This window comes from Negativicoccus succinicivorans (assembly GCF_018372215.1).
Lineage (GTDB): Bacteria > Bacillota > Negativicutes > Veillonellales > Negativicoccaceae > Negativicoccus.
Genome location: NZ_JAHAJN010000001.1, coordinates 201331 through 215181, shown reverse-complemented (window position 1 = coordinate 215181; position 13851 = coordinate 201331). Strand labels below are relative to the sequence as shown.

At 47.0% G+C, this 13851-nt stretch carries 11 protein-coding genes; 10 read left to right on the top strand and 1 reads right to left on the bottom strand.

Features of this window, described 5'->3' with window-relative positions; translation table 11 throughout:
* The first annotated feature begins 7 nt into the window (after positions 1-7).
* The 6 genes from KIB08_RS01110 (at position 8) to KIB08_RS01085 (ending at position 8578) form a co-directional block, all read left to right on the top strand.
* Entirely contained in the window at positions 8-2389 is a 2382-nt protein-coding gene (locus tag KIB08_RS01110) for a DUF3656 domain-containing U32 family peptidase (RefSeq protein ID WP_303988489.1), read from the top strand.
* Positions 2389-4740, top strand: coding sequence for an endonuclease MutS2 (locus KIB08_RS01105; RefSeq protein WP_303988488.1), 2352 nt, complete (start codon positions 2389-2391; stop codon positions 4738-4740). The genes KIB08_RS01110 and KIB08_RS01105 overlap by 1 nt, the downstream gene beginning before the upstream one ends.
* Positions 4737-5690 (top strand): alpha/beta hydrolase fold domain-containing protein, encoded by a 954-nt coding sequence (locus KIB08_RS01100; RefSeq protein ID WP_273259752.1) that lies wholly within the window; start codon positions 4737-4739, stop codon positions 5688-5690. Before KIB08_RS01105 ends, KIB08_RS01100 begins: the two co-directional genes overlap by 4 nt.
* Before the next feature lie 10 nt (positions 5691-5700).
* Complete coding sequence (locus KIB08_RS01095) at positions 5701-6039, top strand: hypothetical protein (RefSeq protein WP_273259750.1); 339 nt, start codon at positions 5701-5703, stop codon at positions 6037-6039.
* A gap of 81 nt (positions 6040-6120) precedes the next feature.
* Positions 6121-6984, top strand: coding sequence for a DegV family protein (locus KIB08_RS01090; protein ID WP_273259748.1), 864 nt, complete (start codon positions 6121-6123; stop codon positions 6982-6984).
* Positions 6974-8578 carry a DAK2 domain-containing protein gene (locus KIB08_RS01085; RefSeq protein ID WP_273259746.1) on the top strand — a complete coding sequence of 535 codons (1605 nt, stop codon included), beginning with the start codon at positions 6974-6976 and terminating at the stop codon, positions 8576-8578. The genes KIB08_RS01090 and KIB08_RS01085 overlap by 11 nt, the downstream gene beginning before the upstream one ends.
* 49 nt (positions 8579-8627) lie before the next feature.
* Here the strand turns inward: KIB08_RS01085 and KIB08_RS01080 are convergent, their stop codons facing one another.
* On the bottom strand, positions 8628-9116 hold the full coding sequence (locus KIB08_RS01080; RefSeq protein ID WP_273259743.1) for an S-adenosylmethionine decarboxylase family protein: 489 nt from the start codon (positions 9114-9116) through the stop codon (positions 8628-8630).
* Positions 9117-9248: 132 nt separating this feature from the next.
* Here KIB08_RS01080 and KIB08_RS01075 point away from each other — a divergent pair, with 132 nt between their 5' ends.
* Genes KIB08_RS01075 through KIB08_RS01060 form a run of 4 tightly spaced genes read left to right on the top strand, consistent with a single transcriptional unit; the run spans position 9249 to position 13782 of the window.
* A complete protein-coding gene (locus KIB08_RS01075; RefSeq protein ID WP_273259742.1) occupies positions 9249-9677 on the top strand; it encodes a CtsR family transcriptional regulator in 429 nt (142 codons plus the stop codon).
* Positions 9678-9691: 14 nt separating this feature from the next.
* Positions 9692-10222, top strand: coding sequence for a UvrB/UvrC motif-containing protein (locus KIB08_RS01070; RefSeq protein WP_273259857.1), 531 nt, complete (start codon positions 9692-9694; stop codon positions 10220-10222).
* Positions 10219-11292: a protein arginine kinase gene (locus KIB08_RS01065; RefSeq protein WP_273259741.1), complete on the top strand. Its 1074-nt coding sequence runs from the start codon at positions 10219-10221 to the stop codon at positions 11290-11292. The genes KIB08_RS01070 and KIB08_RS01065 overlap by 4 nt, the downstream gene beginning before the upstream one ends.
* Before the next feature lie 6 nt (positions 11293-11298).
* Positions 11299-13782: an ATP-dependent Clp protease ATP-binding subunit gene (locus tag KIB08_RS01060; protein WP_303988487.1), complete on the top strand. Its 2484-nt coding sequence runs from the start codon at positions 11299-11301 to the stop codon at positions 13780-13782.
* Positions 13783-13851: the final 69 nt, after the last annotated feature.

Genomic DNA, 13851 nt, shown 5'->3' with positions numbered 1-13851 from the left:
TGAAATAATGGAATTATTAGCGCCAGCAGGGTCGCTGGCACATTTAAAAACGGCGGTTGCTGCCGGCGCTGATGCAGTATACCTCGGCGGGAAAGCATTCAGCGCGCGCCAAAGTGCAGTGAATTTTGATTACGAAGAGCTGCGGGAAGCGGTGACGTTGTGCCATTTACATGATGTGGCCGTTTATGTGACGGTCAATATATTGGTGGCGGATGCGGAGACGGAGAATTTTAAACATTTTATCCGTGAGCTTGCGGAGCTTTCAGTGGACGCCGTTATCGTACAGGATATCGGTGTTGCCCAAATCATTCGTCGCGCAGCGCCGTTGCTTGCTATTCACGGCAGTACGCAAATGTCGGTAAGTGATCTTGCCGGTGTGGAATTTTTAGCAAAGGAAGGTTTTACGCGAGTTGTTTTAGCGCGCGAACTTTCCCTGGCGGAAATTCAAGAGATTACAGAGCAGGCTTCGATTGAGATTGAAATATTTATTCATGGTGCGCTATGTGTATCGTACTCCGGTCAATGCCTGATGAGCAGCTTTATCGGTGGCCGCAGCGGTAATCGCGGCGCATGTGCGCAGCCTTGCCGGATGCCGTATGACTTGGTGGATGCGTCCGGCGGACGTAAGAATCCTGCGGCGGAACAATATGTATTAAGTCCCAAGGATATGATTTCAACGGATGTTATTGCGGAACTTGTGCAAACTAAAGTAGCCTCGCTTAAAATCGAAGGACGAATGAAGCAAATTCCCTACGTATATACTACGGTGAAAACATATCGGCAACTGATCGACGGTGAAATCAATGCGCAGGCCGCGCAAACTATGTTAGCTAAAAGTTTTAATCGCGGTTTTACAAAAGCGTATTGGTACGACTCCGTCGGTCGTGATTATTTAACACGTTTTGCACCGAACTATCATGGCGAACCGATCGGTATTCTTACCAAAATTGATAAAACGAAGGAATTGGCAGTGTTTGCGATGTCGCATATTCCGGCGAACGCAAACGGTGTCTATAAATATATCGCTAAAGACGGTGGTTTATGTTATGTCGCCGGTAAAGATGTAACGTATCAATCTGGGAAAAAAGAGTTGCACTTCCACTATGCCGAATTTCCAAAGGAAGACACAAAACTTTATTGGCAATCTTCGGATCAGCCGGCAAATGTTACAGCGGATATCGTCGCCATTCCTACCTATTGGGATGTGCATGCCGTTGTCGGTGAACCGCTGCGGATGAAGGTTCGTACAGAAGAAGGCATTGCAGTTGAAATTGTAAGTGATTTCAACGTACCGATGGCGCGCACACAGCCGACAGATCTGAATCTTGTAAAAACGCAACTTTCTCGTTTGGGCAACACCGCTTTTATACTGGCGGGTGTGACCTTAACGGAAGGCCATTTTATGCTGCCTAAAAGTGTTTTGAATCATGTGCGTACGCAAGCACAGACAGCATTAACAGAAGCTATTTTACAAACCTATAAAGAACGTCATTTTCAGGCGGTACCGACGGTTTACGACAGAGTAAAACCGCATGTGCTACCATCGCTCAAAAGTGTAGCAGTACGAGCACGAACGCTTGCAGAAGTGGAAACGGCATTAACGGAAAAAGCCAACGAAATTATTTTTGGCGGCGATATATTTACCGGCGAAACGTATACCACGCAAGATTATGCTCAAGTAGTAATGCGTTCGCGACAACATCATGCTCGCGTAGGTCTGGCTATGCCGCGTCTGACGCGACAAAAAGAAGCCGCTGAAGTTGACCGCATGCTTCAAGATATGGCTGCTGCACAACCGGATTTTATTTTGATTCACGCGTACAGTGATGCGCAACGATTGGCAGAGTTCGCACCGCAGATGCCCTTTTATGTAGCGCCGACGCTGAATGTGTTTAATCAGGAATCGTTGCGCTTTTGGCAACAACATGGTGCGAGCGCCATCTTTCTTTCACAGGAGCTTACATTGGCACAAATTCGTGGAATTCTACGCCAATACGACGGCTCATTGGGGGTATACGCCTGCGGTCGCACCGAATTAATGGTGACCGAAAATAATTTGTATAGCGCCTATGGAGACGAAAAAGGTACAGATCATGGAGTACGGGATTGGTCATTGCGGGATCGATTGGGAAAAGAATTTCCCTTGCAGACGGATCAGTTCGGGCGCATGCATATTTTTAATTCAGTGCCTACAGATATGGCGCCAGCGCTCGTCCGTCTCTCGCAATACGGTGTACACAAAGTGGTCATAGATGCGGCAGTGCTTTCACAAAATGAGTTGGCGCAAGCGGTCAAAATTTACGCGGCGCTATGGTTACAAGGCGCCGAGTTTACGAATGGAGTGTTCCCGCAGGCAACGCGCGGACATTTGCAACGAGGGATTATGTAATGGAACGTAAGACGTTAGAGGCCTTAGATTACGGAAAAATTCAAGAACGGTTACGAGAACGTTGCGCATCGAACGGTGCCAAGGAATGGGCGCTGCAATGGTATCCCAGCAGTGATCCGAGAGAGGTTGAACGACGCTTAGCCGAAACAGCGGAGGCATTACTGCTGATTCAAAATGCACAGGCACCGCATTTCGGAGGCTTGCGGATGATTCGTCAGCCACTGGAACGAGCGCAGAAAAAAGGGATCTTAACGGTGGAAGAAGTGCTGGCGATTCGCTCGTCACTGGAAGCCTATCAAGAAATTCGCGACCGCTTTATGGCGGCGCAGGAAACGCCTCGTTTGACAGCGCTTGCGGCAGAGATTGAGCCGCAGCCGCAACTTTTGGCACAGCTTGAGACGATGTTTGATGAACGTGGACGGATGCGCGACACCGCAAGTCCTAAGTTGAATCAATTGCGTCGTACTCAGGAACGGTTGCAGGAACGCGTGAAACATTCACTGGAAGCAATGATCCAGGATCGTACCACTACTAAATATTTACAGGAAGCGTTGGTCACACAGCGCAATGAGCGCTATGTTGTACCGGTTAAAGCGGAGTATAAATATGCGGTACCGGGGATTGTGCATGATCGTTCCGCAACCGGGCAAACGCTTTACATTGAACCGCTCGTTTCCGTAGAATTAAATAATGATTTGCAAGAAGCAGCTTTGGCGGAGCATACGGAGATTGTGCGGCTAATGACAGTGCTTTCCGAACAGGTGGCCCGGGTCGCGCAACCGTTGATGCATACAGAAAAATGTACCACAGAGCTGGATTTCATTTTGGCACGAGGCTACCTTGCGGCGGAGGATCACGGACGGTCAGCGCAACCTGCCGCTGATGCTGAAATTATTTTAGAGTCCGTTCGCCATCCGCTTTTATCCCAACAAAGTGCAGTACCCATCACTGTTGAAATCGGTAAAGGGTATTCGATTTTGGTGGTAACCGGATCGAATACCGGCGGCAAGACGGTTGCCCTAAAGACGGTGGGTCTGGTAGCGGCGATGAATCAAGCGGGACTTTTTATCCCTGTTGCGGGACGTGCAGTTTTACCTATATTCCAAAATATTTGGGTGGCGATCGGCGACGAACAAAATATGGCGGAAAATCTGTCCACGTTTTCCGGACACATGAGCCGTCTGATTCAAATTATGAAAGATGCAGGCAGTAACGATCTGGTGTTGTTGGATGAGTTGGGATCAGGAACGGATCCTGTGGAAGGTGCGGCACTTGCGATTGCGATTTTGGAGTACTTCCATCGCTTGGGGTCACTCGCCATGGTAACTACGCATTACAGTGAATTAAAGCAGTACGTTTATACGCATCCCGGCATGGAAAATGCGCATGTTGAATTTGATGATGAGACACTTACACCCACATACCGTTTGCAGATCGGTATCGCAGGGAACAGTCAGGCGCTCAATATTACAAAACGTCTTGGCATGATTCCTGAAGTATTGGCTCGCGCGCAGGAATTGAAACAAGCTTCCGCGTATTATGAAATGGAAAAGGTACTCGAAGAACTGAATCATAAACGCCGCGAACTTTCCCGTATGGAGGAAGACTTGCAAACGCGGCTTGCCAAAGCGGAAAAATCGCATGCCAAATGGAATGAAAGCAACCAGGAATTGCAACGTAAAAAGCAAGCCATTCTGCAGAAAGCACGTGATGATGCGCGGCAATTAAAGCGTGAGCTTAAAGTAAATGCCGAACAAATCATTAAAGATTTGAAACGCAGCGCTAAAGAGGCAAAAGATAAACAGCAGGCGGTCGTTGATGAGAAGCGGCAAGCGATTGACCGTTTGTCTATACCGAGCGCGAATGAACGAACAAAAATCCCGCTTCGCAAGATCGAAATCGGGCAAGCGGTGTATGTAGATACGTTGGAAAAGGTAGGCACTGTGATTGATATCCAGGGGAAACAGTTCAAAGTTGATTTAGCCGGTCTGCCGATTACGGTGGCGGCCAGAAATTTATTTTACCCGTTACCGCAAGAAGCAAAGCCAAAGGAAGTAAAAACAAAAGAACGGATTCGCAACACGACAGTAGCTCCGAAAATGCGTATGGCGGCGCAAAGCATTAATCTGATCGGAGAGACGGTGGCGGATGCCGAACCGCAAGTAGCCGCTTTTTTGGATGCGGCGATGCTGGCAGGTTTGACCTCGGTGGAAATTATTCATGGGAAAGGTACCGGCGCATTACGCAAAGGGATTCACGCGCAATTACGCAAAATTCCTTATGTAAAATCCTTTTCATTTGCACCGGCAGTGTCCGGTGGCAGCGGCGTGACAGTGGTGACACTCGGATGAATAACGTAGCGGAAAGTTCGCGCAGTCGAGCGGTCAAATGGTTGTTACGCTTAAGCGGTGTGAAGGCATTGACGGAATGGACTGACGGGGATATCCTGAGTTGGATTATCAAGCGACAGTTGGTGTGGGATGCCACCGTACCGCATTGGCTAACACAACGCCACGAAGTAAGCGATACGACAAAGGACGGCATTCGTACTGTCCGTATTGCGGCATCAAGAGAAAATAACAAACAGTATTTGTACTATGTACATGGCGGCGGCTTTCTAATGGAGATGTATTTCCTGTACTGGCTTTTCGCCGATCGAATCACGTCGTCATTGGGGGCGGAACTCGCCCTGCCGATTTATCCGCTATTGCCGGAAGCAAATATGGAAGCAGGTTTTCAGGCGGTTCTCGCTTCCTATCAACGCTGGTATAAAACAATTCCCAAGGAGGCCAGGATCCATATCATAGCGGATTCGTCGGGCTGCTCGTTAGCGTTACGATTAGCGCAGGAAACTGTTGCAAGCGGCGTACCGGCTCCGGAAAATTTAATTTTGATCTCGCCTTGGGTGGATATGAACGTATCGGATAAACGCCTCGATATCTATGAACAGGATGATCCTTTTATATCCGTGGAAGCATTACGTGAATGTGCCGCGATGGCGGTGCCCAATCAAGATTACGATGACCCGCGGTATAGTCCCTTATACGGAAATTTGTCAGGTATCGGGCGATTGAGTGTTTTCACAGGAACAGCGGATACGCTGTATCCGAATGCATTGGCATTACGAAATCAAGCTACATTAGCGCATGTACCGATCAATTATTACGAACATAATGGAATGTTCCACATTTATCCTCACTTTCTCGTGGCAGAGGGGCGACAGGCATTTGCAATGATAAAAAAAATCATTACGGGCAAAGCCCCCGATCCGCAAGGTCGCGGATTTACAATTATACGCTAAGGAGACAATTATGTTGAATAGTACAGAAAAGATGGTAGATGTAGGCGGTTTTCCGATTCCTGAGGATCAGGCGGAACAGTTTTGCGAAATGCGCGAAGCAATGGCAACAGCAGCTACGGAAGTATTAAAAAGCTTTTGCACAAAGGTGGAGCGTAAAAATCTGGATGAAGTGCTGGGGGAAGGCGTTATCGGTTATTTTGCTGACGGTGACGAGGTGCATGTTTCGCTGGACCCCTTTGAAGTGCCGGCCATGCGTGTTGCGCATGAACGCGGTAAGCTGTTGGAATACATTCTGGCAGCTAACGGAATTCCCGTCGAATATTATGAACAACATCTTCGCAGAGTGTAAAAGTTGTTGCGAAATACATAATAATGTACAATAATAAGGAAAACGCCCAAAGAGCGTTACGAGAAAGTGAAGGAGATGCGCATGATTCATATTATTTGTGACACCACCGCATGCTTAAATGATGAATTTGTGGCTCGTCATGACAATCTGCATATGATCCCCCTGTATATTTCACTTGGGGGCGGTGAAACTGTGAATGACAACAGTATCAGTACGAAAGAAGTTTTTGAAAGCTATGAAGCTACAAAAATTCAGCCGTTGACCAGTCAGCCGTCTATTGGCGAATGGATGCAAATTTTTAATTCGATTCCTGAAGAGGATCCAATCATCATTATCACGATTAGCAAGATCGTCAGCGGTACCGCGCAGACGGCCCGGGTCGCAGCGAAGCAATCGAAGCGGAAACAAATTGCAGTGATCGACTCGCATTCTACCAATGGCGGCATGCAGATTTTGGTGGAAGAAGCGCTAGCCATGATCGCAGAAGGTAAAGATTTCGACACTATTGTGGCGCAACTGCATGAAAATATTGCTAATTCGATTACAATGTTTGTGCCCACCGATTTAAAATATTTGCAACGTGGCGGTCGTATCGGCAAAGTCGCAAGTTTAGTCGGTTCGATTTTACAAATCCGTCCTATTCTTTACCTCGAGTCGGATGCAATTGGTATACTTGACAAAGTACGCACGACAAAAAGGGCGATGCAAAAAATGAAAGAAAAAGCGATGTCTCGTCCTATAAAACGTCTTCACGTCGCCACTGTTTTAGCGGATGAACTGGGACGCCAATTCAAGAGAGAATTGGAAAGCGAACTTCCTGATGTCACTATTACTCATTCGGAAGGATCGCCGGTCCTAGGGGCACACTTAGGACCGCAAGTGGTCAGTTTAATGTTGGAATGGGAACATGAAGACGGTACCGAGGAGGACACGCATGTACAGTGAAATTGACGGCACACATTATAAACAAATGCTGATTGGCGCTTATCAGGCATTTAAAGAGAATTATGAAAAGATCAATGAATTAAATGTATTTCCCGTTCCGGATGGTGATACCGGTACCAATATGCTGAACACATTACGTTCGATGTACAGCATGATTGTCAATAATGACAGTGAATTTATCGGAGTCATTGCGGAAACGGCAGCCACCGGTGCTATCATGGGTGCGCGCGGCAACTCGGGGGTCATTTTATCGCAAATTATCCAGGGTTTGGCGAAAGGTCTGCGCGGTAAAAAACAGGCGTCTTCTCGTCAGCTGGGAAAAGCATTTCAATATGGGATTTTATATGCGTATCGTTCGGTCGTAAAGCCGGTCGAAGGTACCATTTTGACAGTCGCGCGAGGCATTGCGAAGGGAACTCGTGACGTAACTCGTACCGAGCGTGATTTCAGCAACGTTTTGCGTAAAGCGATTCAAAGCGGTCAGGAAGCATTGGCACAGACGCCTGAACAATTACCGATTTTAAAAGAGGCGAATGTGGTGGACGCGGGTGGACAAGGCCTATTGCTGTTCTTGGAAGGATGTCTGGCCGGATTGACAGGCGAAGTAAGCATTACTCAGGAACAGGTACCGGCCACCGTAAAAAAACTGCAAGTGAAAGGTGAAACGTTCTCGATCGATTATCCGTATTGTACCGAATTTATTCTCCAACCGGCTAAAGTCAAAGGGGCAGAGGCGCGGAAAGTACTGGAGGCATGGGGCGAATCGATGGTTGTTGCCGAAGGCACCAACCTGTTAAAAGTTCATATTCACACACAACGTCCGGGTCGGGTATTGGATATGGCAGCAGATTGGGGCACATTGCATGATATCAAAGTGGATAACATGATGGACCAATTTGAACGAAATAAAAATATCGCTCGCAGCACCGAGAAAAAGGCGCTAGGCTTATTAGCGGTAGTATCCGGCGACGGCTGGGAAAAAATTATGAAAAATATGCAGGCCGAAGTATTGAGCGGCGGGCAAACCATGAATCCTTCCGTCCAGGAAATTATGCAAGCGCTGGACTCTCTTTACGCGGATAATTATATTATTTTGCCGAATAATAAAAACATCATTCTTGCCGCTAAACAGGCGCAAAAAATTCTTGGCGAAAAATTGCAAATTGTACCGACTGCAAATCCTGCGGAGGGTGCTGCGGTAGCTATGCAATATGATCCGAATAGTGACGTAACAAGCAATGTAGAACGCATGTGCGAAGAGCTTGAACACATCCGTGCGGCAGGCATTACGCAAGCGGTGCGCGACAGCACGGTAGACGGTGTCCAAATTACCAAAGATGACTATATGGGCATTATTTCCGGCGAACGTGTGATTACCGCCGCCGAACTTTCCGATGTGCTGGCCGGCGTGTTGGAAAAGTTGGTGAGTATGCAGCCGGATGCCGAATTGGTTACACTTTATTACGGCGCCGATCTGGATGAAACTCAGGCCAATGAATTATTGGCCCAAGCCCAAGCGAAACATACGAATATCGATTTGGAATTACAATATGGCGGTCAAGCGTTGTATCCGTTCTTTATTTCGATTGAGTAAAAACAAGAGTAATAAAAAAGACCAACCTTGGTTGGTCTTTTTTATTACTCTACTTTTCATCATCACTACGATGAGGTCGAAAGACGTTCAGAACCTTGTCGCGTGTTTTTTTTATTTGCGCACCGGTAGTTTTGACACGCCGCCATTGTGTTGTATGTGATTTTGTTTTCGGTTTCATATCTCGATTGGGATCAACCTTGCCGCGCTTGATGCTGGTTGCACGAATTTTGTCCGGCCGGAATTGACGCCGGAATATTTTCATCGTTTGCGTAGGATTTGCATCTGTACGGAATGTGAAGACATCCACCGCAACGTATCCCAAGTTGGGGTAGGAATGCAGACAGACGTGACTGTCTTTGCCGATTGCAATCACAACGAGCGCTTCATCATATTTATGTACATGGGTATCATATAAATCTAAATCGAGATATGCCATCGCCGTGTGGATGGTATCCAGTAAGTCGGGAAAATTATCGACCAGCGAAACTCGGCAGCCATAGCAGTCAATCAGAATATGTTTGCCTAGAGATAGCCCCATATATTCACCTGCTTTCTATGTTTCTATTATAGCAAACATAATAAAGATAAAAAACAGTTGCAAAAAGTCAAAAGGTCAGTTATAATGACTATAAAGACAAAAAGTCAATAACTATGTAGGTGAGGTGATTCTATGGGCAAGATGGTAGCCGATCGAATTGAGCGGTTTATTATGCGGCGATTTTTAGAAGAAGAAACACAGGAAATTATATTACAACGCAAAGAGATTGCAAATGCATTGGATTGTGCGCCGTCGCAGATCAGTTATGTATTAAGTACGCGCTTTTCTCCGGAAAAGGGTTTTAGCGTGGAATCACGCCGCGGCTTGGGAGGTTTTATTCGAATCACAGTTATTCGCCCGCCAGTCGGAGAAGATGATGCCGGGCTGACGATCGCTGATATCGATAAAGGATTATATAATTTATTGCAGGAAGCGGTGATCACCCGCCGGGAAGCGCAAATTTTACATGAAGCATTTGTGACGATTTGGCAAGAAACCGAAGGTAATATGCGAATGCATCTCATGTTGCAATTACAGAAACGAATTAATCAACTTTTTTAGGGAGAGGGTGAGTGATGATGCAGTGCGATCGTTGCCATAAGAATGAAGCTGTTTTGCATGTCACCCAAGTTCATAACGGACATAAAGAAGAGCGACATCTTTGCGAAAAATGTGCGCAAGCGACAGGAGAGCTGCCGCAATGGACACAGAGCCCGTTTGATTTATGGGATACCGATTTTTTCAAAAATTTGGTAAATCCGCAACAAGGTCGACCGGAGCAGGCACAATGTTGTCCGCAGTGCGGCTTGACGTGGGCGGAATTTAATGAACGCGGACGTCTTGGCTGCGCCCGGTGTTACGAAGTTTTTGCCGATTCTTTATTGCCTTTATTGCAGCGGTTGCAGGGAGCGACGAACCATGTCGGTAAAGTGCCTTCAAGAGGGTCCGGTGTTTTTACTACCAATCATCAGATTAAGCGGTTGCAGCAGCAACTGGATACTGCGCTGGAAAAAGAAGAATATGAAGAGGCGGCACGCCTGCGCGATGAAATCTACGCGTTGCAACATGAGCCGCCAACAAAAAAGACGGAGGAGGGGCAGAAATGAATATTCAAAATGTTTTGATGAGCCCCGCTCAGCCGTGGTTTCAAGGAAGCCACCCAGATAGTGATGTCGTGCTTTCCAGCCGAGTTCGTTTAGCGCGTAATATTGCCAATATTCAATTTCCGAACATGGCCAACGAAAGTGAATTGATGGCCGTGGAAATGGCAGCCAATGAGGCCAAGCAATCGCTTAGCGAAGAGTATCAAGAAGAGATGACGTACATAAAAATGTCAGATCTGGATCGTGTCGACCGTGAAATCTTGCTGGAAAAGCATTTAGTGAGCCCGCAACTGATTTCCGTGCCGGCACATCGCGGTATCGTAATCAATGAAACGGCCGATATAACGTTTATGGTCAATGAAGAAGATCATTTTCGGTTACAAATGTTAGCCGGTGGATTACAGCTGGAATCATTGTGGGAAAAAGCCAACCGTGCAGACGACGCGTTGGAAAGCAAAATAAACTTTGCGTTTGCAGATAAATGGGGCTATCTGACGGCATGCCCAACCAATGTCGGTACCGGGATGCGGGCCTCGGTTATGGTGCATGTGCCGGCATTAGTCAGGACTAAAAAAATCAAGCGGATTATTCAGGGTATTTTGAAGTTCAGTTATTCTGTGCGCGGAATTTACGGTGAAGGGTCGGAGATGCTGGGAGATATTTTGCAAATCTCTAACCAGGTCACACTGGGAATCCGCGAAGCAGAAATTGTAGAAAATTTAACGAACCTGACTCATCAGCTGGTAAAAGAAGAAACGGCGGCGCGGGAAGAGTTGCGTCACACACAGATGGTGGAACTGCGCGATGAAATTTGGCGCGCGTACGGCATTTTACGATATGCTCGAAAACTATCGGGACACGAAGCCTTGACATTATTAAGCACTGTGGAATTGGGGCGCATCTTGGGGTGGCTGCCGCATATTCCTGAAAATTTATTTCGCGAGATGATGGTTACGACACGTCCGGGTTTTCTCAGCCGCTATGCCAACACGGCAACACTTAATGAAACGGAACGTGATCGCTGGCGAGCAGCCGTCGTTCGCGAAACATTAGACAACAAAGTAAAGGAGTGAAAATCTATGAACAATAAATTAACGGAGAGCGCAAAAGCAGCACTGACCTATGCGCAAGAAACCGCGATGGAAGCGGGGTCAGATGTCGTCGGTACGGAACACATCCTATTGGGGATAGCCTCACAGCCGAAAAGCATCGGCGGTAAAGTGTTAAATGAAGTCGGCTTTACGCTTGAAAAAGGTCGTTCCATGTTGCTTGGGAATCGTTCGGCAAATCCGTCTTCAGATATCGGCATGAGTCCGCGCACTAAACGTGTCTTGCAAAGTGCAGTTGGGGAAGCAGCTCGTTTAGGACAAAATTATATCGGTACTGAGCATTTACTTTTGGGTATTCTGCGTGACAGTGGCGGTATCGCGGTACGGATGTTGCAGGAACTTGGTATTGGCGGTCGAGAGCTGACCCAAGCATTTCAGAAATATCTCGGCACGGAAACGGATCAGGAAGCCGGCGACACCAATTCGGATTTGGGTGACTTGGGTGAGTATGCACGCGATTTAAATAAAATGGCGGAAGAAGGCAAAATCGATCCCGTCATCGGTCGTGAAAAAGAAATTGAGCGAGTGATTCAAATTTTGAGCCGTCGCACAAAAAACAATCCGGTGCTGATCGGTGAGCCGGGAGTAGGTAAAACAGCAATTGCGGAAGGCCTTGCGCAACGCATTGTGTCAGGCAATGTGCCCGAAATTTTGAGAAATCGTAAAATTATTTCGCTGAACATGTCATCGGCGGTCGCGGGTACTAAATACCGTGGGGAGTTTGAAGAACGCTTGAAAAAAATTATTGACGAAGTACGTAAACATGAAGAGTGGATTTTATTTATTGATGAATTACATACCTTAATCGGTGCGGGTAAGACGGAAGGTGCTATGGATGCGGCCAATATTATGAAGCCGGCTTTAGCGCGCGGAGAATTGCAATGTATCGGTGCGACTACGTTGGACGAGTATAAAAAACATATCGAAAAAGACGCTGCTTTGGAACGTCGTTTCCAGCCGGTTTTAGTCGGTGAACCGACTGAAGAAGATGCGGAACAGATTTTATTAGGATTACGGGATCGCTATGAAGGGTTCCATAAAGCTAAAATTACAGATGAAGCGATTCATGCCGCAGTCCAACTTTCGTCTCGCTATATCGCGGATCGCTTCTTACCGGATAAGGCCATCGACGTAATGGATGAAGCAGCGGCCAAAGTACGCATTGCGGCCGCGGCTACACCTCCCGACATTAAATCGAAAGAAGAAGAGCTTAATAAGGTATTGAAAGAAAAGGAAGAAGCAGTAACTTCGCAGGAATATGAACGTGCCGCTCAATTGCGCGATCGCGAACACGAGTTGCAGGATGAGTTGAATAAAATTAAATCCGGCTGGAATAAAGGGGATGCCGATAATTTGGTCGTCAACAAGTCGGATATTGAAGAAGTCGTCGCAAGCTGGACCGGTATTCCGTTAAAACAAATGCAGCAGGAAGAAACCGAACGATTGCTGCATTTGGAAGAAGATTTACATGCGCGTGTTGTAGGTCAGGAGGATGCTGTACAGGCGGTTGCGAAAGCTATTCGTCGTGCCCGCGCCGGCTTGAAAGATCCGAAACGGCCGATCGGTTCCTTCCTGTTCCTCGGACCGACCGGTGTCGGTAAAACCGAACTGGCACGCACATTGGCAGAAAATCTGTTCGGGGACGAGAATTCCTTGATTCGTTTGGATATGTCCGAGTATATGGAAAAACATACTGTTTCCCGTCTTGTCGGGGCACCTCCCGGTTACGTCGGTTATGAAGAAGGTGGTCAGCTGACAGATGCGGTACGTCGTCGTCCGTATAGTGTTATTTTGCTGGACGAAGTGGAAAAAGCGCACGCCGATTTCTTCAACATCCTTTTACAGGTATTGGACGACGGGCGGCTGACGGACAGTCAGGGACGTACTGTCGATTTTCGTAATACCGTAATTATTATGACCAGTAATTTGGGTTCACGGCACTTACAGAATGATTCTGCGGAAATGGGCTTTTTGGTAGGAAAAAATAACGATACCTCAAGCGAACGAATTGCCAAAACGTCACGTAAAGAAATCATGGACGAAGTAAAACGCTTTTTCCGTCCGGAATTTTTAAATCGAATTGATGATATCATTATTTTCCACCCGCTGGAAAAAAAGGACTTGGAACATATCATCGATATTATGTTGACAAAGATGAACCGTCGCCTGAGCGAACAGAAAATGACGGTCGAAGTAACGCCGGCGGCCAAGGATTTTCTGATTACAAAAGGCAGCGATACTCAATATGGAGCACGACCGCTGAAGCGAGCTATTCGGAAATTCATCGAAGATCCGATTGCCGAACAGATTTTAGCCGGGAATTTGAAGCTGGGCGGTACCGTTGTAGCAGATAAAAATGATGATGATACATTGCGATTTACATCGAAACCAGTAATGAAAAACAGCTCGGATGCGGAAACGTCGGATAGACATTCCGAGAGTGCAGAAGAATAATGAAAAGCCGGTAGATTTTCTACCGGCTTTTGCTATTTCAACCACACGTCGGCTATGCTAGACTAAAGG